The 26,016-nt window shown below is 52.8% G+C and carries 23 protein-coding genes and 1 pseudogene; 17 read left to right on the forward strand and 7 right to left on the reverse strand.

Going from position 1 to position 26,016, the window contains the following annotated elements:
• Positions 1–8: 8 nt before the first annotated feature.
• The 13 genes from OI69_RS06655 (at position 9) to lpxC (ending at position 16,145) form a co-directional block, all read left to right on the forward strand.
• On the forward strand, positions 9–1,772 hold the full coding sequence (locus OI69_RS06655) for a peptidoglycan glycosyltransferase FtsI (protein ID WP_039347727.1): 1,764 nt from the start codon (positions 9–11) through the stop codon (positions 1,770–1,772).
• Positions 1,759–3,264 (forward strand): UDP-N-acetylmuramoyl-L-alanyl-D-glutamate--2,6-diaminopimelate ligase, encoded by a 1,506-nt coding sequence (murE, locus tag OI69_RS06660; protein WP_039347730.1) that lies wholly within the window; start codon positions 1,759–1,761, stop codon positions 3,262–3,264. The genes OI69_RS06655 and murE overlap by 14 nt, the downstream gene beginning before the upstream one ends.
• Positions 3,261–4,622: a UDP-N-acetylmuramoyl-tripeptide--D-alanyl-D-alanine ligase gene (gene murF, locus OI69_RS06665; protein WP_039347734.1), complete on the forward strand. Its 1,362-nt coding sequence runs from the start codon at positions 3,261–3,263 to the stop codon at positions 4,620–4,622. The genes murE and murF overlap by 4 nt, the downstream gene beginning before the upstream one ends.
• Positions 4,616–5,698: a phospho-N-acetylmuramoyl-pentapeptide-transferase gene (mraY, locus tag OI69_RS06670; RefSeq protein ID WP_039347737.1), complete on the forward strand. Its 1,083-nt coding sequence runs from the start codon at positions 4,616–4,618 to the stop codon at positions 5,696–5,698. The genes murF and mraY overlap by 7 nt, the downstream gene beginning before the upstream one ends.
• A gap of 3 nt (positions 5,699–5,701) precedes the next feature.
• Complete coding sequence (gene murD, locus OI69_RS06675) at positions 5,702–7,018, forward strand: UDP-N-acetylmuramoyl-L-alanine--D-glutamate ligase (protein WP_039347740.1); 1,317 nt, start codon at positions 5,702–5,704, stop codon at positions 7,016–7,018.
• Complete coding sequence (gene ftsW, locus OI69_RS06680) at positions 7,018–8,220, forward strand: cell division protein FtsW (RefSeq protein ID WP_039347742.1); 1,203 nt, start codon at positions 7,018–7,020, stop codon at positions 8,218–8,220. The genes murD and ftsW overlap by 1 nt, the downstream gene beginning before the upstream one ends.
• On the forward strand, positions 8,217–9,308 hold the full coding sequence (gene murG, locus OI69_RS06685; RefSeq protein WP_039347744.1) for an undecaprenyldiphospho-muramoylpentapeptide beta-N-acetylglucosaminyltransferase: 1,092 nt from the start codon (positions 8,217–8,219) through the stop codon (positions 9,306–9,308). The genes ftsW and murG overlap by 4 nt, the downstream gene beginning before the upstream one ends.
• Positions 9,309–9,371: 63 nt before the next feature.
• Complete coding sequence (murC, locus tag OI69_RS06690) at positions 9,372–10,832, forward strand: UDP-N-acetylmuramate--L-alanine ligase (RefSeq protein WP_039347746.1); 1,461 nt, start codon at positions 9,372–9,374, stop codon at positions 10,830–10,832.
• An 8-nt stretch (positions 10,833–10,840) separates the two neighbouring features.
• Positions 10,841–11,761, forward strand: a complete 921-nt coding sequence (locus OI69_RS06695) for a D-alanine--D-alanine ligase (RefSeq protein WP_039347749.1) — start codon at positions 10,841–10,843, stop codon at positions 11,759–11,761.
• Position 11,762: 1 nt separating this feature from the next.
• Complete coding sequence (ftsQ, locus tag OI69_RS06700; protein ID WP_039347847.1) at positions 11,763–12,593, forward strand: cell division protein FtsQ; 831 nt, start codon at positions 11,763–11,765, stop codon at positions 12,591–12,593.
• Positions 12,594–12,646: 53 nt separating this feature from the next.
• Positions 12,647–13,903: a cell division protein FtsA gene (gene ftsA / locus OI69_RS06705; protein ID WP_010298002.1), complete on the forward strand. Its 1,257-nt coding sequence runs from the start codon at positions 12,647–12,649 to the stop codon at positions 13,901–13,903.
• Positions 13,904–13,971: 68 nt separating this feature from the next.
• Entirely contained in the window at positions 13,972–15,123 is a 1,152-nt protein-coding gene (ftsZ, locus tag OI69_RS06710) for a cell division protein FtsZ (protein ID WP_039347752.1), read from the forward strand.
• Between the two features lie 104 nt (positions 15,124–15,227).
• Entirely contained in the window at positions 15,228–16,145 is a 918-nt protein-coding gene (gene lpxC / locus OI69_RS06715) for a UDP-3-O-acyl-N-acetylglucosamine deacetylase (RefSeq protein WP_039347849.1), read from the forward strand.
• Positions 16,146–16,157: 12 nt separating this feature from the next.
• On the opposite strand, the gene OI69_RS06720 is transcribed toward lpxC, so the two are convergent.
• Positions 16,158–16,685, reverse strand: coding sequence for a DUF721 domain-containing protein (locus OI69_RS06720; RefSeq protein WP_039347755.1), 528 nt, complete (start codon positions 16,683–16,685; stop codon positions 16,158–16,160).
• Positions 16,686–16,712: 27 nt separating this feature from the next.
• Here OI69_RS06720 and secM point away from each other — a divergent pair, with 27 nt between their 5' ends.
• The 3 genes from secM to mutT all read left to right on the forward strand — a co-directional run bounded on the left by secM (position 16,713) and on the right by mutT (position 20,528).
• On the forward strand, positions 16,713–17,228 hold the full coding sequence (secM, locus tag OI69_RS06725; RefSeq protein ID WP_039347759.1) for a secA translation cis-regulator SecM: 516 nt from the start codon (positions 16,713–16,715) through the stop codon (positions 17,226–17,228).
• 110 nt (positions 17,229–17,338) lie between these two features.
• Positions 17,339–20,041 carry a preprotein translocase subunit SecA gene (gene secA / locus OI69_RS06730; protein ID WP_039347761.1) on the forward strand — a complete coding sequence of 901 codons (2,703 nt, stop codon included), beginning with the start codon at positions 17,339–17,341 and terminating at the stop codon, positions 20,039–20,041.
• Between the two features lie 91 nt (positions 20,042–20,132).
• On the forward strand, positions 20,133–20,528 hold the full coding sequence (gene mutT, locus OI69_RS06735) for an 8-oxo-dGTP diphosphatase MutT (protein WP_039347764.1): 396 nt from the start codon (positions 20,133–20,135) through the stop codon (positions 20,526–20,528).
• A gap of 40 nt (positions 20,529–20,568) precedes the next feature.
• On the opposite strand, the gene yacG is transcribed toward mutT, so the two are convergent.
• Genes yacG through coaE form a run of 3 tightly spaced genes read right to left on the reverse strand, consistent with a single transcriptional unit; the run spans position 20,569 to position 22,189 of the window.
• Entirely contained in the window at positions 20,569–20,763 is a 195-nt protein-coding gene (gene yacG / locus OI69_RS06740) for a DNA gyrase inhibitor YacG (protein ID WP_039347767.1), read from the reverse strand.
• Between the two features lie 54 nt (positions 20,764–20,817).
• A complete protein-coding gene (zapD, locus tag OI69_RS06745; RefSeq protein WP_039347769.1) occupies positions 20,818–21,570 on the reverse strand; it encodes a cell division protein ZapD in 753 nt (250 codons plus the stop codon).
• Positions 21,563–22,189: a dephospho-CoA kinase gene (gene coaE / locus OI69_RS06750; RefSeq protein WP_039347772.1), complete on the reverse strand. Its 627-nt coding sequence runs from the start codon at positions 22,187–22,189 to the stop codon at positions 21,563–21,565. Before coaE ends, zapD begins: the two co-directional genes overlap by 8 nt.
• Before the next feature lie 309 nt (positions 22,190–22,498).
• Between coaE and OI69_RS06755 the strand changes: the two are divergent.
• A pseudogene (locus OI69_RS06755) lies at positions 22,499–22,651 on the forward strand (GMP reductase); the annotation flags it as partial.
• A gap of 96 nt (positions 22,652–22,747) precedes the next feature.
• Here OI69_RS06755 and hofC read toward each other — a convergent pair.
• Genes hofC through ppdD form a run of 3 tightly spaced genes read right to left on the reverse strand, consistent with a single transcriptional unit; the run spans position 22,748 to position 25,871 of the window.
• A complete protein-coding gene (hofC, locus tag OI69_RS06760) occupies positions 22,748–23,953 on the reverse strand; it encodes a protein transport protein HofC (RefSeq protein ID WP_039347778.1) in 1,206 nt (401 codons plus the stop codon).
• Positions 23,953–25,422, reverse strand: a complete 1,470-nt coding sequence (gene gspE / locus OI69_RS06765) for a type II secretion system protein GspE (RefSeq protein WP_039347781.1) — start codon at positions 25,420–25,422, stop codon at positions 23,953–23,955. Before gspE ends, hofC begins: the two co-directional genes overlap by 1 nt.
• Positions 25,423–25,424: 2 nt before the next feature.
• Positions 25,425–25,871: a prepilin peptidase-dependent pilin gene (gene ppdD / locus OI69_RS06770; RefSeq protein ID WP_039347784.1), complete on the reverse strand. Its 447-nt coding sequence runs from the start codon at positions 25,869–25,871 to the stop codon at positions 25,425–25,427.
• Between the last annotated feature and the right edge of the window lie 145 nt (positions 25,872–26,016).

Raw genomic sequence — 26,016 nt, forward strand, 5'->3', positions numbered from 1 at the left:
AGCGAAGCATGAAAGCAGCCCGTACAGGAAAGTTAAAGCGCCAGGAAGATCAAGCCAGCTTTGTTAGCTGGCGTTTTGCGTTGCTTTGCGGCTGTATCCTGCTTGCGATGGCTGGCTTGATGGCGCGTGCGGCTTATCTCCAGGTCATCAATCCTGACAAGCTGGTGCGCGAAGGGGATATGCGTTCCCTACGCGTGCAGGAAGTTCCAACGGCGCGCGGTATGATCAGCGATCGGGCTGGTCGCCCTTTGGCCGTCAGCGTGCCGGTTAATGCCGTTTGGGCCGATCCGAAAGAAGTGAACGATCGCGGTGGCATTACGTTGGATACGCGCTGGAAAGCCCTTTCCGACGCGCTTGATATCCCGTTGGATCAGTTGGCAACGAAGATCAATGCCAACCCTAAAGGTCGCTTTGTCTATCTCGCTCGTCAGGTCAATCCGGCTATTGGTGAATACGTCCATAAGCTGAAACTGCCGGGCATTAATCTGCGGCAGGAATCTCGCCGCTACTATCCTTCTGGGCAAGTAACCTCTCACCTCATCGGTTTCACCAATATCGATGGACAGGGTATTGAAGGGGTTGAGAAAAGTTTTGACCGCTGGCTGACTGGGCAACCCGGCGAACGTACCGTGCGTAAAGACCGGTTTGGCCGTGTGATTGAGGATATTTCCTCCGTTGATAGTCAGGCTGCACATAATTTGGCGCTCAGTATTGATGAACGCTTGCAGGCGCTGGTCTACCGTGAACTCAACAACGCGGTTGCCTTTAACAAAGCCGAGTCAGGAACCGCCGTACTGGTTGATGTTAATACCGGTGAAGTGCTGGCGATGGCGAATAGTCCGTCTTATAACCCGAACAATCTGGCGGATACGCCGAAAGATATTATGCGTAACCGTGCTATCACCGATATCTTCGAACCGGGTTCTACGGTGAAACCGATGGTAGTGATGACAGCGTTGCAGCGTGGTGTCATCAAAGAGAATAGTGTGCTCAATACGCTTCCTTACTATGTCAATGGCCATGAAATCAAAGATGTGGCGCGCTACAGCGAATTGACGTTAACGGGAGTACTTCAGAAATCGAGTAACGTCGGTGTTTCCAGACTGGCGTTAGCGATGCCTTCCTCTGCGTTAGTGGATACCTACGCGCGCTTTGGGTTAGGAAAAGCGACCAATTTGGGGTTGGTCGGAGAAAGCAGTGGCTTATATCCTCAAAAACAACGGTGGTCTGACATAGAGAGGGCCACCTTTTCTTTCGGCTACGGGCTGATGGTAACACCGTTACAGTTAGCGCGAGTCTATGCCACAATCGGCAGTTTCGGTATTTATCGTCCTCTGTCGATTACCAAAGTCGATCCCCCCGTTCCTGGCGAGCGTGTCTTCCCTGAAGCGTTGGTACGCTCTGTGGTGCACATGATGGAAAGCGTGGCGCTACCGGGCGGCGGCGGTACTAAGGCAGCCATCAAAGGTTATCGTATCGCGATTAAAACCGGTACGGCCAAGAAAGTCGGGCCGGATGGGAAATACATCAACAAATATATTGCCTATACCGCGGGCGTAGCTCCAGCCAGTAACCCACGTTTTGCTCTGGTCGTTGTGATTAACGATCCACAGGCAGGGAAGTATTACGGTGGCGCAGTTTCTGCGCCAATCTTTGGCGCCATTATGGGGGGCGTTCTGCGTACGATGAATATCGAACCGGATGCGTTACCGACGGGCGACAAAAATGAGTTTGTAATTAATAGAGAAGAGGGATCAGGTGGCAGATCGTAATTTGCGCGATTTACTTGCGCCGTGGGTGCAAGACACTCCGGCATGCGCGCTGCGGGAAATGACATTAGACAGCCGCGTCGCGGCTGCCGGGGATCTGTTTGTCGCGATTGTCGGACACAAAACAGATGGACGGCGCTATATTCCGCAGGCCATTGCGCAAGGCGTAGCAGCGATTGTTGCCGAAGCAGAAGGTGAGACGGCTGATGGCTCGGTGCGCGAAATGCACGGCGTGCCAGTGGTGTATCTCAGTAATCTGAACCAGCGACTTTCCGCGTTGGCGGGCCGTTTTTATCAGCAGCCGGCGGAGAAGTTACAGCTAATTGGTGTAACGGGAACCAACGGAAAAACGACAACGACCCAGCTTTTGGCACAGTGGAGCCAGGCGTTAGGCGAAACAAGTGCAGTGATGGGCACCGTTGGCAATGGCCTGTTAGGGCGGGCGATTCCAACAGAGAATACGACGGGTTCCGCTGTCGATGTCCAGCAGGTACTGAGCCATTTGGTAGAACAAGGTGCGACGTTTGCCGCCATGGAAGTCTCTTCCCATGGGTTGGTGCAGCATCGCGTAGCCGCGCTGCCGTTTGCGGCGGCGGTGTTCACTAACCTGAGCCGTGACCATCTGGATTACCACGGCGATATGGAAAGTTATGAAGCAGCCAAATGGACGTTGTTCGCCGAGCATCGCGTGGGGCAGATGATTATCAATGCCGATGATGAAGTCGGATTGCGCTGGCTGGCGAAATTGCCGGATGCCGTTGCGGTAACCATGGAAACCTCTCCTCTTCTTAAAAGTAAGCTGGTTCCCGGCTGCCGCGGGCGCTGGCTGAAAGCCACACAGATTGATTATCACGATAACGGTGCCTCGATTGCGTTTGATTCAAGCTGGGGACACGGTGAAATTGAAAGTCGCCTGATGGGGGCGTTTAACGTCAGCAATATGCTGTTGGCGCTGGCAACGCTACTGTCTCTTGGCTACCCACTTGATAAGTTGGTTATCGCAGGATCTCAACTGCAACCTGTGTGCGGTCGCATGGAAGTTTTCCATGCGGAAGGGAAACCAACGGTGGTGGTTGATTACGCTCACACGCCGGATGCGCTGGAAAAAGCGCTTGAAGCGATGCGTTTGCACTGCCAGGGGAAACTCTGGTGCGTGTTTGGCTGCGGTGGCGATCGCGATAAAGGTAAGCGCCCACTTATGGGGGGCATCGCGGAACAACTGGCCGATCGTGTTGTGATCACGGATGATAACCCGCGTAGTGAAGAGCCTCAGGCGATCGTGGCGGATATTCTCTCCGGGCTGCTGGATGCTGGACGGGTGCAGGTGATTCATGGACGTGCTGAAGCTGTCACCAGCGCGATCATGCAGGCGCAGGAAAATGACGTAGTGCTGATTGCGGGTAAAGGACACGAAGATTATCAACTGGTTGGCAATCAGCGTCTTGATTATTCCGATCGTATCACCGTTGCTCGCCTGCTGGGGGTGATTGCATGATTCGCGTCTCCTTACAGCAGCTTGCTACGGCGCTGAATGCGCAACTGATCGGTGAAAGTATTGATATTGAAGATGTTTCAACCGATACGCGTAAGCTGTCATCAGGTTGTTTGTTTGTCGCGCTGAAAGGCGGGAAATTTGATGCGCATGATTACGCGGCTGATGCGGTAAAAGGCGGCGCGGCGGCCCTGTTGGTCAGTAAGCACTTACCTGTCGATGTGCCGCAGTTGCTCGTCAGCGATACACGTTTGGCGTTGGGGCAATTGGGCGGTTGGGTTCGCCAGCAGTCAACGGCGCGTGTTGTCGCTCTGACAGGCTCTTCCGGTAAAACCTCGGTTAAAGAGATGACGGCGGCGATTCTACGCCAGTGCGGCTCCGTACTGTATACCGCTGGTAACTTTAACAACGACATCGGCGTGCCGCTCACTCTGCTACGCCTCACGGCGGAACACCAGTTTGCGGTGATTGAGTTAGGGGCGAATCACATTGGTGAGATTGCCTATACCACTGATTTAGTGCGGCCAGAAAGCGCGCTGGTCAATAACTTAGCCGCTGCGCATCTGGAAGGGTTTGGTTCATTGTCCGGTGTGGCACAGGCGAAAGGTGAGATTTTTGCAGGTTTGCCAGTAGACGGTGTGGCGATCGTGAATGCGGATAGCAACGATTTCCCGCACTGGCAGGTGATGTTGAATCATAAAACGGTCTGGCGTTTTTCACCACAGGCTGGTTGTGACATCGACTTTTTTGCCAGTGACGTAGCGGTTCTAGCGCAAGGCACGCGTTTTACTCTGCACACGCCGTTTGGCGAAACGCCGGTTCTGCTGCCTTTACCGGGGCGGCATAACATCTCGAATGCACTGGCGGCGGCGTCGTTGGCGCTGTCTGTTGGCGCGACGCTGGAAGCCGTTAAAGCCGGATTATCCCAGCTTCAGGCGGTGCCGGGGCGGTTGTTCCCGATTGCGTTGTCTGAAGGCAAGCTGCTGTTGGATGACAGTTACAACGCGAATGTGGGTTCGATGACCGCGGCGGCACAGGTGTTGGCGGAAATGCCGGGCTACCGCGTTATGGTCGTCGGTGATATGGGCGAACTGGGGGATGACGCGCCAGAGTGTCATCGTCAGGTGGGCGAAGCGGCGCGTGCTGCGGGCATTGATCGCGTATTGAGTGTGGGAAGATTGAGTGAATTGATCGGCACTGCCAGCGGCAATGGTGAGCATTTTGAGGATAAAGCCGCACTGGTTTCACGTTTGAAGGTGCTGATGTCAGAACATAACGTCATCAGCGTATTGGTAAAAGGCTCACGCAGTGCTGCGATGGAGCAGGTTGTACATGCATTACAGGAGAATGCGCAATGTTAGTCTGGCTGGCCGAACATTTGGCCAAACTTTATACCGGCTTTAACGTCTTTTCTTATTTGACGTTCCGCGCCATTGTCAGCCTGCTGACCGCATTGGTTATTTCCTTATGGATGGGGCCACATATGATCGCCTGGCTGCAACGGTTGCAGATTGGGCAGGTGGTACGCAACGAAGGGCCTGAATCACATTTCAGCAAGCGCGGCACCCCAACAATGGGCGGCGTGATGATCCTGGTGGCGATTATCGTTTCTGTTTTGATGTGGGCGAACCTGTCTAACCCGTATGTCTGGTGCGTACTGCTGGTATTAGCAGGCTACGGTGCGGTCGGTTTTGTTGATGATTACCGCAAAGTGGTGCGTAAGGATACCAAGGGGTTGATTGCCCGTTGGAAATATTTCTGGCAGTCAGTGATAGCGCTCGTGGTGGCTTTCAGCATGTATTCCATCGGTAAAGATACATCGGCTACACAACTTGTTGTGCCGTTCTTTAAAGATGTGATGCCGCAATTAGGCCTGCTCTATGTCGTGTTGGCCTACTTTGTGATTGTCGGCACCAGTAATGCCGTCAACCTGACCGATGGTCTGGACGGGTTGGCGATCATGCCGACTGTGTTTGTCGCTGCGGGCTTTGCGCTGGTGGCATGGGCCACAGGGAACATGAATTTTGCCGGTTACCTGCATATTCCGTATATCCGTCATGCCAGTGAGTTAGTGATTGTCTGCACCGCGATTGTTGGCGCGGGGCTGGGGTTCCTGTGGTTTAACACCTATCCGGCGCAGGTCTTCATGGGCGACGTCGGTTCTCTGGCGCTGGGCGGTGCACTGGGGACAATCGCGGTTCTGCTGCGTCAGGAATTTTTGTTAGTAATTATGGGCGGTGTTTTTGTGGTCGAAACGCTGTCGGTGATTCTGCAAGTCGGGTCCTTTAAGTTGCGTGGGCAGCGGATCTTCCGTATGGCTCCGATTCATCATCATTATGAACTTAAGGGCTGGCCGGAACCGCGTGTGATTGTGCGCTTCTGGATTATTTCGTTGATGCTGGTGCTGATTGGCCTGGCAACGCTGAAGGTACGGTAAGACATGGTGGACTATCAGGGTAAAAAAGTCGTCATTATCGGGTTGGGTCTGACCGGGCTCTCCTGTGTTGATTTCTTTCTCGCGCGCGATGTCGTACCGCGCGTGGTGGATACCCGTATCAGTCCACCGGGTTTGGATAAGCTGCCGGAACAGGTGGAACGGCATCTCGGTAGCCTGAATGAAGACTGGCTGATGAGTGCGGATTTGATTGTTGCCAGCCCCGGAGTGGCATTGGCGACACCGATTCTGTGTGATGCTGCTGACGCAGGTATTGAGATCGTCGGCGATATCGAATTGTTTTGTCGTGAAGCGCAGGCACCGATTGTGGCGATTACCGGTTCGAATGGTAAAAGCACCGTCACCACGCTGGTTGGTGACATGGCACGGGCGGCTGGGTGGCAGGTGGGTGTCGGTGGCAATATTGGTTTGCCCGCGCTGCAACTGCTGGAACGGCCCGCGCAACTTTATGTCTTGGAGCTGTCGAGTTTCCAACTGGAAACGACGAGTAGCCTGCATGCGGCGGCGGCCACTATCCTGAACGTGACGGAAGATCACACTAATCGTTATCCGTTTGGTTTGCAGCAGTATCGGGCGGCGAAATTGCGTATTTATGAGCACGCCGATTTGTGTGTTGTGAATGCTGATGATGCGTTGACCATGCCGATTCGTGGCGCGGATGCGCGTTGCCGCAGTTTTGGTGTTGATGTGGGTGATTATCATCTTAATCAGCAACAGGGAGAAACCTGGCTGCGAGTGGACGGTGAACGCGTGCTAAACACCCGTGAAATCAAGCTGGTCGGGCAGCACAACTACACGAATGCCTTGGCAGCATTGGCGTTGGCGGATGCCGTAAAAATTCCACGAACTTCTGCGCTGATGGCATTGACGACATTTACCGGGCTGCCACACCGTTTTCAACTGGCCTTTGAGCACAACGGCGTGCGTTGGATCAATGATTCCAAAGCCACCAATGTGGGCAGCACCGAGGCCGCATTGAGCGGTTTAGCGGTAGAAGGCACGTTGCATCTGCTGTTAGGCGGTGACGGAAAATCTGCCGATTTCTCACCGCTGGTGCCGTATTTACAAGGCGAACGCATCCGTTTGTATTGTTTTGGTCGTGATGGGCAACAGTTGGCTGCACTGCGCCCGGATGTTGCCGAACAAACGGAAACGATGGAGCAAGCGATGCGTGTCATTGCTGAGCGCGTGAAGCCAGGTGATATGGTGTTGCTGTCACCCGCCTGCGCCAGTCTGGATCAGTTCCGCAGTTTTGAACAACGAGGTGATGAATTTGCCTGTTTGGCGGAGGAGTTGGGCTGATGCGGTTTTTCGGGCTGGCGTTTATCGAACGCATCAAAAGCTGGGTTATGGGAACGCGTGAAAGCGATACGCTCAGCGTGGTTTTGTATGACAGAACGTTGGTGTGGTTGACGCTTGGGCTTGCTGTGATTGGTTTTGTGATGGTGACGTCGGCGTCGATGCCTGTCGGGCAACGCCTTGCCAGCGACCCGTTTTTGTTCGCCAAGCGTGATGCGATTTACCTCGGGTTGGCTTTTGGCCTGTCGCTCATCACGCTACGCGTCCCGATGGAAATATGGCAACGCTACAGTCCGGTGCTACTCTTGCTCGCCATGGTCATGTTGCTGGTTGTCCTTGCCGTGGGAAGCTCAGTCAACGGTGCATCACGTTGGATTTCCCTTGGGCCATTGCGCATCCAGCCTGCTGAGTTATCCAAGCTGGCGCTGTTCTGTTACCTGTCCAGCTATATGGTGCGCAAAGTCGAGGAAGTGCGAAATAACTTTTGGGGATTTTGTAAACCGATGGGCGTGATGGTGGTGCTGGCGGTGCTGCTGCTGGCGCAGCCTGACCTCGGTACTGTGGTGGTGCTGTTTATTACGACGTTGGCGATGTTGTTTCTGGCGGGTGCCAAAATGTGGCAGTTTTTAGCGATCATCGGTTCCGGTGGGTTTGCCGTTGGTCTGCTGATTATTGCGGAGCCCTATCGTATGCGGCGTGTGACATCTTTCTGGAATCCATGGGATGACCCATTCGGCGACGGTTACCAGTTAACACAATCTTTGATGGCGTTTGGTCGTGGTGAATTTTGGGGCCAGGGGCTGGGAAATTCAGTGCAGAAACTGGAATACCTGCCAGAAGCACATACCGATTTCATTTTCTCTATTTTAGGTGAGGAACTGGGCTATATCGGTGTGGTTTTGGCGTTGTTAATGATATTCTTCGTCGCTTTTCGCGCGATGTCTATCGGGAAGCGGGCGCTGGAGATCGATCAGCGCTTTTCAGGCTTTCTGGCGTGTTCGATCGGTGTCTGGTTCAGTTTCCAGACGCTGGTGAACGTAGGCGCAGCGGCGGGGATGCTACCGACAAAAGGGTTAACGTTGCCGTTGATCAGTTATGGCGGTTCGAGTTTGCTGATTATGTCGACGGCAATCGTGCTGCTGTTACGCATTGATTTTGAAACACGTCTGACAAAAGCGCAGGCGTTTACGAGAGGTGCCCGATGAGTGGCGAAGGCAAGCGTTTGATGGTGATGGCGGGCGGTACGGGTGGGCATGTCTTCCCCGGGCTGGCGGTTGCCCACCACCTGATGGCGCAGGGCTGGCAGGTTCGCTGGTTAGGTACGGCGGATCGTATGGAAGCCGATTTGGTGCCTAAGCATGGTATCGAGATTGATTTTATCCGCATTTCAGGTTTGCGCGGCAAAGGTATTCGGGCGCAGTTAAGCGCGCCGATTCGTATTTTTCAGGCCGTGCGTCAGGCGCGGGCGATTATGCGCCGCTACCAACCTGATGTGGTGCTGGGGATGGGCGGCTACGTTTCCGGCCCCGGAGGCCTGGCTGCCTGGCTGTGCGGGATACCTGTTGTACTGCATGAGCAGAATGGCATTGCCGGGTTGACCAACCGCTGGTTATCCCATATCGCCAAAAAAGTATTGCAGGCATTTCCGGGGGCGTTTCCTAAAGCGGATGTCGTGGGTAACCCGGTGAGAACCGATGTGCTGGCGTTGCCTGCGCCAGAAACACGATTAGCCGATCGCTCAGGCCCGGTAAGGGTGCTGGTGGTAGGTGGGAGTCAGGGCGCAAGAGTGCTGAATCAAACCCTACCCGGCGTGGCGTCACAGTTAGGCGAGTGCGTGACGATTTGGCATCAGGTTGGTAAAGGCGCGCTATCCACCGTTCAGCAGGCGTATCAGGATGTTGGGCAGACGCAGCACAAGATTACCGAATTTATTGATGATATGGCGGCCGCTTACGCCTGGGCTGATGTTGTCGTGTGCCGTTCTGGTGCCTTGACCGTCAGTGAAATTGCGGCGGCTGGATTACCAGCGCTGTTTGTGCCGTTTCAGCATAAAGATAGGCAGCAATACTGGAATGCGCTGCCGTTGGAAAAGGCTGGTGCGGCAAAAATTATTGAGCAGCCACAGTTCAATGTGGCTACCGTCAGCGAGGTGCTGTCCGGTTGGGACCGCGCCACTTTGCTGACGATGGCGCAAAAAGCCCGTGCAGTAGCGATTCCGGATGCAACCGATCGGGTTGCGGCGGAAGTCAGTGCAGCAGCAGGCAGTCGGGCCACGCATGTGGCTCATGATTAATTAATACAGCGCGGTCGGGCAGAAGGCTGTGCGACCACGCAACAAAGGTAGCGATAGAATAACGTGAATACTCAACAACTGGCGAAACTACGTTCAATCGTGCCCGAGATGCATCGCGTCCGGCACATACACTTTGTCGGCATCGGCGGTGCTGGCATGGGTGGTATCGCCGAAGTGTTGGCCAACGAAGGTTATGAAATTAGTGGTTCCGATCTGGCACCGAATGCGGTGACCCAGCAGTTGACCGAACTTGGCGCACAGATTTATTTCCACCACCGTGCGGAAAACGTATTGAATGCCAGCGTGGTGGTGGTGTCGAGTGCGATTACGCCGGATAACCCAGAAATTGTGGCCGCACATGACGCGCGAATTCCGGTGATCCGTCGCGCCGAGATGTTGGCGGAGCTGATGCGTTTTCGTCATGGTATTGCGATCGCGGGGACGCACGGTAAGACGACGACAACGGCGATGGTTACTAGTATTTATGCGGAAGCAGGATTGGATCCAACGTTTGTGAACGGCGGATTGGTCAAGGCGGCGGGAACGCATGCGCGTTTGGGATCGAGCCGTTATCTGATTGCGGAAGCTGACGAAAGCGATGCATCTTTCCTGCATTTGCAGCCGATGGTGGCGATTGTGACGAACATTGAAGCCGACCATATGGACACCTATCAGGGCGATTTTGAGAACCTGAAGCAGACGTTCATCAATTTCTTGCATAACCTGCCGTTTTACGGCCAAGCGGTAATGTGTATTGATGATGCGGTCATTCGTGAGCTGTTGCCGCGTGTGGGTCGCCATATCACCACGTATGGCTTTAGCGATGATGCCGATGTGCGCGTTGCTGGATATCACCAGACGGGGGCGCAAGGGCACTTTACGCTGGAGCGGAAAGATAAGCCGTTGCTAAACGTCACGTTGAATGCGCCGGGGCGCCATAATGCGCTCAACGCGGCGGCGGCGGTTGCCGTTGCGACGGATGAAGGCATTGACGATGAGGCGATTCTGCGCGCGCTTGAGCGTTTTCAGGGCACCGGACGTCGCTTTGATTTTCTCGGCGAATATCCGCTTGAACTGGTGAATGGGCAAAGCGGCACGGCGATGTTGGTGGATGATTACGGTCACCATCCGACGGAAGTGGACGCCACGATTAAAGCGGCGCGCGCCGGGTGGCCTCATAAGCGTTTGGTCATGATTTTTCAACCGCATCGTTATACGCGAACCCGCGATTTGTATGACGATTTCGCACATGTGTTATCACAGGTTGATGTGTTGCTGATGTTGGATGTGTATTCTGCGGGCGAATCGGCGATTCCAGGCGCAGACAGCCGTTCGCTGTGCCGTACGATTCGTGGAAGAGGTAAGATTGATCCGATTCTGGTAACGGATGCGGATACTTTACCGGAACTGTTGTCACAGGCGCTGCGAGGTGAAGACCTGATTCTGGTTCAGGGCGCTGGCAACATCGGCAAACTGGCGCGTAAACTGGCTGATTCCAAATTACAGCCGCAGATAAGTGAATGAGGAACATCATGACTGAGAAAGTTGCTGTATTGCTTGGTGGAACCTCTGCCGAACGTGAAGTGTCGTTACTTTCCGGTCAGGCGGTTTTGGCTGGTCTGAAAGAAGCGGGCATTAATGCGCATGCGGTTGATACCCGTGATGTTCCGGTGACGACGCTGAAGGAAGAAGGCTTTACCAAGATTTTCATCGCCTTACATGGTCGTGGTGGCGAAGATGGTACATTGCAGGGCGTTCTGGAATTCCTGGGCTTGCCTTATACCGGTAGTGGCGTGATGGCATCTGCGCTGACGATGGATAAGCTCCGTACCAAACAGGTGTGGCAAGCGGTGGGGTTACCAGTATCACCCTATGTGGCACTGGATCGCCGCCAGTATTCAGAGATGGCGGCAAACGCATTATTGGCGAAGTTCACGCATCTCGGGTTGCCGCTGATCGTCAAGCCAAGCCGTGAAGGTTCCAGCGTTGGCATGAGTAAAGTCAATTCGCTGAGCGAACTGCCTGCTGCGTTAGAAGAGGCGTTCCGTCATGATGACGACATTCTGGTTGAGAAATGGCTGAGCGGCCCTGAGTATACGGTGGCTATTCTGGGTGATGAGGTGTTGCCTTCTATCCGTATTCAGCCTGCGGGTACGTTTTACGACTATGAAGCGAAGTATTTATCGGATGATACGCAGTATTTCTGTCCGAGCGGTTTGCCAGACGAGCAAGAACAGGCATTAGCGGGGCTGGCGATGGCGGCTTACCGTGCGGTGGGCTGTCGTGGTTGGGGACGCGTCGATTTTATGTTAGATAGTGACGGCGCTTTCTATCTCCTTGAGGTAAATACGTCTCCGGGGATGACGAGCCACAGTCTGGTTCCTATGGCGGCACGTCAGCGGGGACTGACTTTCTCGCAACTGGTCGTGAAAATTCTGGAGCATGCTGGCTGATATGTCGCAGGCAGCCCTGAATACGCGTGGACGAGAGCCTGAAACGAAAGGAACACGTCGCAGTAATGGAGGCCAATTGGCAGGGATTATTTTCCTGCTGATGGTAATAGGGACGATTGTCTGGGGAAGTTGGATGGTGGTGGGGTGGATGAAAGACGCCAGCCGTTTACCGCTCTCCCGAATGGCAGTGACAGGGGAAAGACAGTACACCACCAACGATGATATCCGTCAGGCAATTTTGTCATTGGGGGCGCCGGGAACGTTCATGACGCAGGATGTGAATGTGCTCCAGCAGCAGATTGAGCGTCTGCCGTGGATCAAACAGGCCAGCGTGCGTAAGCAATGGCCAGACGAATTAAAGATTCATCTGGTTGAATATGTTCCGGTAGCGCGTTGGAATGACCAGTTAATGGTTGATGAACAAGGTAATTCGTTCAGCGTACCGGCCGAGCGCATTGGTAATCGCAAAATGCCATTGCTGTATGGCCCGGAAGGTAGCGAGACCGAAGTACTGGAAGGCTATCGCACCATGAGCCAGGCATTGGCCGCTGGGAAGTTTACGTTAAAGACGGTAGCGATGAGTGCGCGACATTCGTGGCAGTTGGGATTAGATGATGATACTCGCCTGGAGTTGGGGCGGGATGATAGAGCCAAACGTCTGCAACGCTTTATCGAGCTGTATCCGCTGTTACAGCGGCAGGCTCAGAGCGAAAACAAACGTATCAGCCATGTGGACTTGCGGTATGACAGCGGGGCTGCAATAGGCTGGGCTCCAGCCTTGCTTGATCAGCAAAATCAACCGGTTGATCAGCAACGAGTTGGTCAGCAATAAGACATTGATCAGCAACAGAACAGTAACCAGAAACAGGCACAGGCTAAACAACAATGATCAAGTCGACGGACAGAAAACTGGTAGTTGGGCTGGAAATCGGTACAGCAAAAGTGGCTGCGCTGGTAGGGGAAGTTCTGCCCGATGGCATGGTCAACATTATTGGCGTAGGCAGTTGCCCGTCACGCGGTATGGATAAAGGCGGCGTAAACGATCTGGAATCGGTCGTGAAATGTGTTCAGCGCGCTATTGATCAGGCTGAGTTGATGGCAGACTGCCAGATCTCTTCCGTCTATCTGGCGCTCTCGGGAAAACACATCAGTTGCCAGAATGAAATAGGGATGGTGCCTATTTCAGAAGAAGAGGTCACGCAGGATGACGTGGAAAGCGTGGTGCATACCGCCAAATCCGTACGCGTGCGTGATGAACACCGTGTCCTTCATGTGATCCCACAGGAGTACGCGATTGATTATCAGGAAGGGATTAAAAACCCGGTTGGCTTATCCGGCGTGCGTATGCAGGCGAAAGTCCACCTGATAACCTGCCATAACGATATGGCGAAGAATATTGTTAAAGCCGTGGAGCGCTGCGGTTTAAAGGTCGATCAACTGATTTTTGCGGGTCTGGCTTCCAGTTATGCGGTGTTGACTGAAGACGAACGTGAGCTAGGCGTGTGCGTTGTGGATATCGGTGGCGGTACAATGGATATCGCGGTCTATACTGGCGGCGCGCTGCGACACACTAAAGTGATTCCGTATGCAGGTAATGTGGTCACGAGCGATATTGCTTACGCGTTTGGTACGCCGCCGACGGATGCCGAAGCGATCAAGGTGCGCCATGGGTGTGCATTAGGTGCGATCGTCGGCAAAGATGAAAACGTGGAGGTCCCGAGCGTTGGAGGACGTCCACCCCGCAGTCTGCAAAGACAGACACTGGCGGAAGTGATTGAACCACGTTACACCGAGTTGTTGAATCTGGTGAACGATGAACTTTTACAGTTGCAGGAGCAGTTGCGTCAGCAAGGCGTGAAGCACCACTTGGCCGCCGGGATTGTGCTGACAGGCGGTGCCGCGCAAATAGACGGTCTGGCGGCCTGTGCGCAACGTGTGTTCCACACACAGGTGCGTATTGGACAACCCATGAACATAACAGGGCTGACGGATTATGCCCAAGAGCCTTATTACTCAACGGCGGTTGGATTGCTGCATTACGGGAAAGAATCTCATCTGGGTGGTGAGCATGAAGTCGAAAAACGTGCCTCAGTGAGCAACTGGTTCAAGCGAATCAATAGCTGGTTGAGGAAAGAATTTTAATTTTATCAAAGAGATCACCTGGCACAGTTTTCTGATCTCGAAGTTACAGGCACAAACGGAGAGAAATTATGTTTGAACCAATGGAATTAACCAACGACGCGGTGATTAAAGTCATCGGCGTCGGTGGCGGCGGCGGTAACGCCGTTGAACACATGGTGCGTGAACGCATCGAAGGCGTCGAGTTCTTCGCAGTCAATACGGATGCGCAGGCATTACGTAAAACGGCGGTTGGTCAGACGATCCAGATCGGTAGCGGCATTACCAAAGGTCTGGGCGCAGGCGCTAACCCGGAAGTTGGCCGTAATTCGGCTGAAGAAGATCGCGAAGCGCTGCGTTCAGCACTGGAAGGTGCCGACATGGTGTTTATCGCCGCCGGTATGGGCGGTGGCACGGGTACAGGCGCTGCGCCAGTGGTGGCAGAAGTCGCAAAAGATCTGGGCATTCTGACCGTCGCGGTGGTGACCAAGCCTTTCAACTTTGAAGGCAAAAAACGTATGGCGTTTGCGGAACAGGGGATCGCTGAACTGTCTAAGCACGTCGACTCTCTGATCACCATTCCAAACGACAAGCTGCTGAAAGTGCTCGGGCGCGGTATTTCCCTGCTGGACGCATTTGGCGCGGCAAACGATGTGCTGAAAGGTGCGGTACAGGGTATCGCCGAGCTTATCACTCGCCCAGGCCTGATGAACGTCGACTTTGCTGACGTGCGTACCGTGATGTCCGAAATGGGCTATGCCATGATGGGTTCCGGCGTTGCGCGCGGTGAAGACCGTGCAGAAGAAGCCGCTGAAATGGCGATCTCCAGCCCACTGCTGGAAGATATCGATCTGTCCGGTGCGCGCGGCGTGCTGGTTAACATTACGGCGGGCTTTGATCTGCGCCTGGATGAATTCGAGACGGTCGGTAATACCATTCGTGCATTCGCGTCCGACAATGCGACAGTCGTCATCGGTACGTCGCTTGATCCGGAAATGAATGATGAACTGCGTGTCACGGTCGTTGCAACGGGTATCGGTATGGACAAACGTCCTGAGATTACGCTGGTGACGAACAAGCAGGCCAGCCAGCCTGTGATGGATCATCGCTATCAGCAGCATGGTATGACGCCACTGGCGCAGGAAAAGCCGGCTGCTAAAGTGGTTAACGACCAGAGCCCGCAGACAAATAAAGAGCCAGACTATCTGGATATCCCGGCGTTTCTGCGTAAGCAGGCAGACTAATTTGCTGCCAGATAACGTTGGAATCTCCGCTCTTTGTGCTAAACTGTGCCACCGAACCTGGTGTATACTAGGTCGGTAGGTTCAGTAACATGCGAGATAAAATGATGATCAAACAACGTACACTAAAACGTATTGTTCAGGCGACTGGCGTCGGGTTACATACCGGCAAGAAGGTCACGTTGACCATGCGTCCTGCACCGGCAAATACCGGGGTCATCTATCGCCGCACAGACTTGAATCCCCCGGTTGATTTTCCGGCTGATGCAAAATCCGTGCGTGATACCATGCTCTGTACTTGCCTGGTTAATGAGCATGACGTGCGTATTTCTACGGTGGAGCATCTTAACGCTGCGCTTGCAGGGTTGGGCATTGACAATATTGTCATTGATGTTGACGCACCTGAAATTCCAATTATGGATGGCAGCGCCAGCCCATTCGTTTACCTGCTGTTAGATGCAGGTATCGAAGAGCTGAACTGTGCGAAGAAATTCGTACGCATCAAACAGCCTGTTCGCGTTGAAGATGGCGATAAGTGGGCCGAAATGAAACCGTTTAACGGCTTCAGTCTGGATTTCACTATCGACTTCAACCACCCGGCGATTGATGCGGGCAACCAGCGCTATCGTTTGGATTTCTCTGCTGACGCGTTTGTTCGCCAGATCAGCCGTGCGCGTACATTCGGCTTCATGCGCGATATCGAATACTTGCAGTCTCGTGGGTTGTGCCTGGGCGGCAGTATGGATTGTGCCATCGTCGTTGACGATTACCGCGTACTGAACGAAGACGGTCTGCGTTTTGAGGATGAGTTTGTTCGCCATAAAATGTTGGATGCCATTGGTGACCTGTTTATGTGTGGTCATAACATCATCGGCGCGTTTTCTGCATTTAAATCCGGTCATGCTCTGAATAACAAGCTGTTGCAGGCCGTGTTAGCAAATCAGGAAGCGTGGGAATACGCGACCTTTGAAGACGAAGCCGAAATGCCGCTGGCGTTTAAAGCACCGTCTATCGTGTTGGCGTAACGCCTGACGTTATCACTTCTTATTACGACTGGTTTTACTGGTACTCTCTCCGGCTAGTGAGGCCAGTCGTTCTAATATCTTTCTCAGTTTTTCCGGGCTGTTGCCTGCTAATGTCCTCAATGTTTCCGCACTTTGTTCACTCAACTGACGCAATGGTTTGTCGTCGACATTTTCCGTCGCTGCAATGTCACTATTTTTCACGATTTCATGCCCTTTTGCGGCAAGCGTTGGATTAATCCTGATGTCGATTGAAGCCAATGATGGTAGTATTTGTGCGCGTAATGCAGAGAGCAGCGCAGGTTGTTCGTAACGTAACCGCATCAGCCAACTGGCGTTGGCGGTTTCCAGTATCAGTAAACCTTGCCGGTAATTAGCGACGCGGCACCATGGGTGCAACGGTGCAGGCAGTAATCCGCGTACGGCACGGTTGAGTTTTATTAAGGCGATAGCGCGCTGTTGCACATCGTGTAGCGGGCCTTTACCCGACATGGATGCGTTATCAAACAGAAATTCCAGTGATTGTGGGCGGCTATCACGCATAGGCCTGGCTCCGGTGGATGTTAACTCGTGATCGGTATTCTAAATCGTTGGCGACAATTTGGCAGACGTTATTTCTGGCCGCATCTCTTATTAGGGATGGTCGCGGCGAGTCTTGGCCTGCCGACAAGCCTGAATGAATCACAGGATATCGCCTCACTACCTAACTCAACATCCAGCGTTAGCCGCCAAAATAGCGTATCACTAAACCTGACCGATCTGGTGGCGCTGAAGGAAGCGCATCGACGCTCGTCCTACGGCGTTGATTACTGGCATCAGCATGCGATTCGTACGGTAATTCGTCACCTTTCCTTTGCGCTGACGACGCCACAAACGGTCAGCGCCCAGCAGGTTGACGAGCTACAACCCCATTCTCTGGTTTTGCTGGATACGCTCAATGCGTTGCTGACGCAGGATTTCCAGTATCCCTTTGTGATCTCCCCGCATACGGGGCGAGTCACTTTTTATCCCCAGGCACATCATCAAATCGGCATCTGGCTTGCCCAAATTCGTGGCATCCGTGCCGGGCCTTCTCTCTTCAGTTGAATGTGTAATGAATAATTAGCTGAAGAGATTTCTCCCGTTTTCGCCGAGTTTCTCAGTTTTCGATGTTGTATTGCCACTGAATACGTGGCATTTGTGAGATTAAAACTATTATGGTCATGAATATCCTAACCAAAATTTTTGGTAGTCGTAACGATCGTACGCTGCGCCGTATGCGTAAAAATGTTGATGTTATCGGTCGTTTAGAACCAGAAATGGAAAAACTTTCAGATGCGGAACTGCAAGCAAAAACGCAGGAGTTCCGTGCCCGTCTGGAGAAAGGTGAGACGCTGGAGAAGCTGTTGCCGGAGGCCTTCGCGGTAGTTCGTGAATCCAGTAAGCGTGTATTTGGCATGCGTCACTTCGATGTGCAGCTTATCGGCGGTATGGTACTGAACGAGCGCTGTATCGCAGAGATGCGTACCGGTGAAGGTAAAACCTTAACGGCAACGTTGCCAGCGTATCTGAATGCGCTGACGGGGCGCGGTGTACACGTAGTGACGGTGAACGACTATCTGGCACAGCGTGACGCCGAAAATAACCGTCCGTTGTTTGAATTCCTTGGCCTGAGCGTTGGTATCAACCTGCCGGGCATGCCTGCTCCGGCGAAGCGCGAAGCCTATGCCGCAGACATCACCTACGGGACTAATAACGAATACGGGTTTGACTACCTGCGTGACAACATGGCGTTCAGCCCCGAAGAGCGCGTACAGCGTAAATTGTACTACGCGCTGGTGGATGAGGTTGACTCCATTCTGATCGATGAAGCCCGTACGCCGCTGATTATTTCCGGCCCGGCTGAAGATAGCTCTGAGCTATATATCAGCGTCAATAAAATCATTCCTCACCTGATCCGTCAGGAGAAAGAAGATTCAGATACCTTCCACGGCGAAGGCCATTTCTCTGTTGATGAGAAAGCGCGTCAGATTAACCTCACCGAGCGTGGCCTGGTTCTGGTAGAAGAACTGTTGGTGAAAGAAGGCATTATGGAAGAGGGGGAGTCACTGTACTCTCCGACGAACATTATGCTGATGCACCATGTGACCGCCGCGTTGCGCGCGCATGTGCTGTTTACTCGTGACGTCGATTACATCGTGAAAGACGGTGAAGTGATCATCGTTGATGAACACACGGGGCGTACCATGCAGGGTCGTCGCTGGTCTGATGGGCTGCATCAGGCGGTGGAAGCGAAAGAGAAGGTGGCCATTCAGAATGAAAACCAGACGCTGGCTTCCATTACCTTCCAGAACTATTTCCGCCTGTATGAAAAATTGGCAGGTATGACTGGTACGGCAGATACCGAAGCGTTCGAGTTCAGCTCGATCTATAAGCTGGATACGATTGTGGTGCCAACCAACCGTCCGATGATTCGTAAGGACTTGCCTGATTTGGTCTACATGACCGAGCAGGAAAAAATCGATGCCATCATTGAAGATATCAAAGATCGTTCCGCAAAAGGCCAGCCGATTCTGGTCGGTACGATCTCCATCGAGAAATCGGAAGTGGTTTCTCATGCGCTGGAAAAAGCGGGTATCAAGCATAACGTGTTGAATGCGAAATTCCATGCCATGGAAGCCGATATCGTTGCTCAGGCTGGTCAGTCGGGGGCGGTTACTATCGCGACCAACATGGCCGGTCGTGGTACGGATATCGTGCTGGGCGGGAGCTGGCAGTCGGAAGTGGCGCTGCTGGAAAACCCGGATGACGCGCAAATTGCAGAAGTCAAAGCGGCCTGGAAAGTGCGCCACGATGCGGTATTGGCGGCGGGTGGTTTGCATATTATCGGTACGGAGCGCCATGAGTCTCGTCGTATCGATAACCAACTACGTGGCCGTTCCGGTCGTCAGGGGGATGCAGGGTCATCACGCTTCTATTTGTCGATGGAAGATGCGCTGATGCGTATTTTCGCCTCCGATCGTGTTTCCAATATGATGCGTAAACTGGGTATGAAACCGGGTGAAGCCATAGAGCACCCGTGGGTCACCAAAGCGATTGCTAACGCTCAGCGCAAAGTGGAAAGCCGTAACTTTGATATTCGTAAGCAACTGCTGGAATACGATGATGTGGCGAACGACCAGCGTCGCGCGATCTATACTCAACGTAACGAACTGCTCGACGTGTCTGATATCAGCGAAACCATCACCAGTATTCGCGAGGATGTGTTTAAAGCGACTATCGACAGCTATATTCCGCCAGAGTCTCTGGAAGAAATGTGGGATACGGAAGGTCTGGAACAGCGCCTCAAGAACGATTTCGATCTGGATATGCCGATCAAAGCGTGGCTGGATAAAGAGCCTGAACTGCATGAAGAAACGCTGCGTGAGCGTATTTTCCAGCAGGCGATTGAAATTTATCAGCGTAAAGAAGAGGTGGTTGGCAGTGAGGTCATGCGCAACTTTGAAAAAGGCGTGATGTTACAGACACTGGATTCTTTGTGGAAAGAGCATCTGGCGGCAATGGATTACCTGCGTCAGGGCATCCATTTGCGCGGCTACGCACAGAAAGATCCGAAGCAGGAATATAAGCGCGAGTCGTTCTCTATGTTTGCCGCGATGCTGGAGTCACTGAAATATGAAGTGATCAGCACGCTGAGCAAAGTCCAGGTGAGGATGCCGGAAGAGATTGAAGCGCTGGAGCAGCAACGTCGTGAAGAAGCCGAACGTTTGGCGCAGCAGCAACGGTTGAGTCATCAGGAAGAAGATAGCCTGAATACCGGTTCATCGGCTCAGGCTGAGCGTAAAATTGGGCGTAACGATCCTTGCCCATGTGGTTCAGGCAAGAAATATAAGCAGTGCCATGGCCGCTTACAGAAATAACTGACTGCTGAAGCCAGTGATTAACATGTGATAAGTACAAGGGCGGTCGTTGACCGCCCTTGTACTTGAGAAGAACCTGATAGGAAGTGTCATGACACAAAAACAGCTATCCGTTGCGGTGGGAATCATTCGTAATACAGAGCAGCAATATTTCATTGCTCGTCGTCCTGATGGCGTCCATATGGCAGGAATGTGGGAATTTCCCGGCGGAAAAATTGAAGAGGGTGAAACACCTGAAGAGGGGCTGATTCGCGAACTGCGCGAGGAAACGGGCATCGAAGCTACCGCGCCACAGCCACTAAATACTAAAACGTTTTCTACACCGGAAAGGGTCATCACGCTTCATTTCTTTCTGGTTGAAAGCTGGCAAGGGGAACCCTATGGTCGGGAAGGTCAGGCATCGCGCTGGGTGAGTGTAGAAGCATTACATGAGGAGGAGTTTCCGCCAGCGAATGTGGAAATGATCCGCTGGCTGAAATCGCTTTAATCTATACCTGCCCGCACATTGTTATAGCGAAACGTGGTGGTTATCGCGTTTCGCTCCAGTCTTCACTATCAGAAACGATATCATCACTTGGAATGCGTTTTTCTTCATCAGCCCATTCACCCAGATCGATAAGCTGACAACGCTTGCTGCAAAATGGGCGATAGATGCTGGCTGCTTCCCAAATGACTGTCTGCTTGCAAGTTGGGCACTTTACCGTGGTAATTTCTGTCGTCATAACACTCTTTTCACTCTACTTACTGCTTAATGTGTTCTTGTTTGCTCAGGCTGTTTAGCAACAGGCCAGATCAAACGCTAAGCGAGGAGGAATATGGCCGTTCTCGCTATCTAATGGCAGAAAACGGATAGCATAGCGCGTTTTATGGCCGGATATTTGTGGATAGAGCTGATGTGCCTGTTCAAGACGCAAACGTAGCAGGTCAGCATCAGAGGCATTGTCCTGAAAGAAACCATTCAGACTGGTTTGCGGGCGGAATGTACCGGAGTGGCGGATCAGTTCCAGGATCATATCCAGTGCTTGTTTGAGTGGCGATAGAGAGCTAAGCCAGCCGGAAACCAGTTTCTCGCGTAGTTCCTGAGGTTGATGCAGCCAGCTATGCAGAGTTGGTAAGTCGAAACTACAACACCCGCCGGGAATGCCGAGCCGTTGGCGCACCATGCCGATCAGGCGATCTTCCCGTAAAAACTGCCCCATCCGGGGAGCCGCCATTAAGGTGCCGGCCAGATCTTTTAACTGACGGCGCAGTGAGTGTATGCGTTCCATGTCAACACCCGGCACATCACTCCATTGCAGCAGTTTTTGTTGTTGACGCTCTAGCTCTTTCAGCAACTCGGTACGCACATCGCCACGCTCTAACACATCAAGCAGTTCGGCGATGGCACGAAAAAATGTCAGGGCGCTTCCCATGTCGGTCAGGGAGTGGTTTTGGTGCAACTGCTGCAATAATGATTCGATGCGCAGCCAGGTACGTGTTTTTTCGTTCAGCGGGTATTCAAATAAAATGGTTGAGGAAGCGTCACTCATTCTTAGTCATCCTGTCGATTGCATGGGCGGCAAGCTCCAGATAATGACGGTGTAATTCCGCAATCTGTGGAGCTAGCTCGTTTTGGCATCGACTGTTATCAATAATATCATCGGCATAAGCCAGGCGCTGTTCTCGGGTAGCCTGTGCTGCCAGTATGTTTTCTGCTTGCTGCCGACTGATGCCATCGCGGGCCAGTGTGCGTGCAAGCTGTGTCTCTTTGTCTACATCAACGACCAGAATACGCTGTGCTCGCTGCTGTAAACTGTTCTCCACCAGCAAAGGAACGACCCACAGAATGTACGGTGCGGATGCAGCCTGAAACTGAGCCAGTGTTTCCTGATGGATTAACGGATGGAGTAAATGATTCAGCCATTGTTTTTCCTCTGGCGAGGAAAAAATTCGTTGGCGTAGTGCGGCACGGTTCAATGAACCATCGGTATTGAGTATAGCGTCGCCAAACCGGATCCTGATGGCATCCAGCGCGGGTTTCCCAGGTTCGACTACCTGTCGTGCGATGATATCCGCGTCAACGATAGTGGTTCCTAATTTGGCAAATTCATCGGCTACGGTGCTTTTCCCGCTGCCGATACCGCCCGTTAAGGCTACGATGTATGTCATTGCACCCGTGTTGAACAGTTAACATTCCTACCATTTTCAAGGGTGAAGGAGTACCTTCCCGTTCCCCTGAAGTCAATCAGGCCTAAATCGCACTGTGCTTCACGCTACCACGTTGTTGGGTGATAGGTAAATTTCTCTGATTTTATCCCAAATAAAGTGAAAATCGCAGTCTTGCCGCAGGATTATTCCTGCTTATGATTACGTCACTGGTAAAGGGCATTGTTTTTCAGCAATGAATATGTTCAGTAACGAATATGTTTAATAACGACGCTGAATGTTTCGCTGTCACTAACCAGGAGTTCGAACCCCATGCGTATTGAAGAAGATGTAAAGTTAGGCTTTAAAGACGTTCTCATCTGGCCAAAGCGTTCGACGCTGAAAAGTCGCTCCGATGTTGAACTGGAACGTCAATTCACCTTCCTTCATACCGGAGGCAACTGGTCTGGCGTGCCAATGATAAGCCGATTTCGTCATGCTGGGCGGTGTGCCGTCTTTCTGCTGTGAAGGATGGTGCATACAGTGGTAGCTTATCGCTGTTTTTGGGCTGTATTGGTCGGTTCAGGCTCCGGCCAATACGTTCCCTAGTTGGAAGATAGGCAAATACATGCCAATCACCAGCGCCCCGACCATTCCCCCAACGACCATCATCAATAGCGGTTCCAGCGTTTGTGTGAGCATCTCGGCCTGCTGCTGTACCTGCCCTTCATGCCACTCTGCTAGCTGTGTAAAGATCGCATCCAGCGCACCCGTTTCTTCCCCCACGCGAATCAACTGCGGGCAGGGGGCGGGGAACAGCGTGGCGTAATGCTGTGTGGCATGGTATAGCGACAACCCCTCGTGCAGTTGCGTCTGTATCTGTTGAATGGCGTCCTGATAAAGTGGATGACGGATCGTCGCGGCGGCTTCCAGCCCTTCAGGGAGTGTCAGACCCGCATGCTGTGTCATCGCCAGAATATTAAATATCTGGCTCAGTGATTTACCGCGTAACAGGCTGGAGACAACGGGGAGCTTCAGCAGCCATTCCTGTTCTCTGGTTTTCCATAATAGCTTTTTCTGCCTCAAGCGGGCGTAACCTAATAGCAGGCAACTGAGTAGCGCTAATCCAGGGAGTCCGTAGTCAGCGATGCTATCTGCCAGATAAAGCAACTGTCGGGTAAACCATGGCAACGGCGTATTGAACGAAGAGTAGAGTGTTGCGAATTCGGGCAAAACCAGCATCAACATCATCATGCTGACCAACATGGCGATCGCCAGAACCAAGCAGGGATAGCGCAGCGCCTTGATGACTTTCTGTTGTAGTCTGGACTGTTTTTCCTGCTGCTGGGCTAACTGTAGGCAGCAGGCGTCGAGCTTCCCGGTTAATTCACCGACGGCAATGAGGGCGCGATACAGAACGGGAAAGGCATGAGGATATTCGTGTAATGCCTCAGACAGCGAACGTCCCTGAGCTACATGGGTACGAACGTCCCGTAATACGCAGCGCCAGCCGGGGCGCGCATGCTGTTCCGACACCAGTTTTAATGCTTCCAACAAAGGCAATCCGGCTTGTAGCAATGCGGCAAGCTGTTTGATTAACTCGCCGAGTTGCTCGCGTTTCCAATAGCGGAACGACAAATATTGGCCTGTTTTTACGATGAGTGGCTGGTGGCCTTGAGCAATCAGGCTGGCGTAGACGTGCTGGCGGTGTGTGCTGATAAGCTCTCCGTCGGCAAATTCCCCCTCGGAGGTGATGGCCTGCCAGTGATATAAGCGCTCTCGCTTCATTATGCCTCCTGATTCATCGAACGCTCATCACCCACGACGCGATAGACTTCTGCCAGTGAGGTCTGGCCCTCGTTGACTAATTCAAGCCCAGCGTTCAATAGCGTAGGGAAGCCTGAATATCGTGACAGTGCCGATAATTCTCCCGCGCTGGTATTGCCCGCTAACACTGCCTGAAAATCCGGTGTGATGGGCAGTAATTCGTAGAGCGCGACGCGACCATAGTAGCCAGAGAAACAGTGGCTACAGCCACAGGCGTGCCAATGATGTAGTGTCCCTTGCCACACATCGTCGGGTAGCGAAAGTAACGGTTCTCCCGGTGTTTTACAGTGTGGGCATAACCGGCGTACAAGGCGTTGTGCGATGATGAGTTTGAGCGCCGCAGCTAACAGATAACCGGGGATACCCAAATGGCTGAGGCGGGTCAGTGTTTCTACGGCCGAGTTCGTATGCAGCGTGGACATAACCAGATGGCCGGTTTGTGCGGCTTTTACCGCAATTTCTGCGGTTTCGGCATCGCGTATTTCACCAATCATAATGACGTCTGGATCCTGTCGCAGCAGCGCACGTAAAACTCGGCCAAATCCCAGTTCGGCTTTGGGATTGATCGCTGTTTGGTTAATGCCCTGCAAGGGGATTTCGACCGGATCTTCTACGCTACAGATATTGCGGCTGCACTCGTTTAGCCAGCGTATTGCGCTGTAAAGCGTGACGGTTTTTCCACTGCCCGTTGGACCAGTGACGAGCAGCATTCCCTGTGATGCGCTCAGCATGTTAATAACGTGCTGTAATGCCTTTGCGCTAAGCCCGATCTTATCCAATGCCAGATCCTGCTGGTGAGTTTGTAAAATACGCAGCACGACTTTTTCTCCCTGCTGTACGGGGAGCGTTGCGATGCGCAATGAGTAAGCTTGTTGATCCAGCATCAGACTGAATTGACCGTCTTGCGGCAATCTCCGTTCGGCGATGTTCAGCTTGCCCATGATTTTCAGCCGCGCGGTAACCCGGTTGGTCAGTTCGGGGGGCGGGGCGGATATTGCCTGTAGTACGCCGTCAATACGTAACCGCACGCGATAGCTGTCTAGCAACGGTTCAAAGTGGATATCAGAAGCACGGCGCTGAACGGCGAGGCGCAACGTTTGATGGATAAACTGTGCGACAGGAGAGTCGTCGTCATGATCCTGCTGGGTGCTGCTGTTGTGGTGAGTGCTGGTGTGATAAGTTTCTGCTGGCTCGGCAACGGTGTTCACCGGGTTTAGCTGTTGTTCCATTCTGGCTTGTGGCCATTGTTCCACCATAATCCGGCGGTTGCTGGCAAAACGCAGCGCGGCAATCATCTCCTCAGAAGGCGGTGTCGTGACGGCAACCGACAGCGTTTGTTCATCGAGATTAAGCAGTAATGCCTGGTAACGTCGGCACAGCGTCTGTAACTCACTGAGTGTATGCTCGGAGGAGAAGAATGAGTCAGTCATGATTAACCTGCCGTGTTATCGAAGCGGAAAACGTCCTGACAGGCGGATTGCAGGCTCTCTGTGTTGTCGTCTGTGGCGCAGTTTTTTGTCCAGCGTGAAGCGCCAGTTTCGCTATCCCATGTTGGGGTTAGAATAACGCGCAGCCCTTGTAGCGTGGATTGTCCGGTTAGCGTAATTACCCCTTGGGTGACGCTAACGGTGCTAACATAGCGTGAGGATTTGCTGCCCGGAATTCCCTGATTACCCGCATTGCAGGCCGTAAAAGCGGCATTTTCCAGACCACAGAGATCGACTGGCGTTTTATAAGACACCATGGTTTGTAGCATGTCCGTCAGCGCCGCTTTTTGCAGATAGCCTTGATAGGCCGGTATGCCAATGGCGCTGAGGATGGCGACGATCGCAATGACGATCATTAGCTCTATCAGTGTGAATCCTTGTTGTTTTGTCATGTTGATTTCCCTGTTGTTGCATATCAATTTTGTGGCGCACACCGTCATACGAATAGTCGGCAGCATAGAAAAAGACGTAACGGCTGACGAGTGGAGGAAATCAAAATAGGAAAGCGCTACGACATGTTTTTAGGAATTTGCAGCG

The organism is Pectobacterium fontis (assembly GCF_000803215.1).
GTDB classification, from domain to species: Bacteria; Pseudomonadota; Gammaproteobacteria; order Enterobacterales; family Enterobacteriaceae; genus Pectobacterium; species Pectobacterium fontis.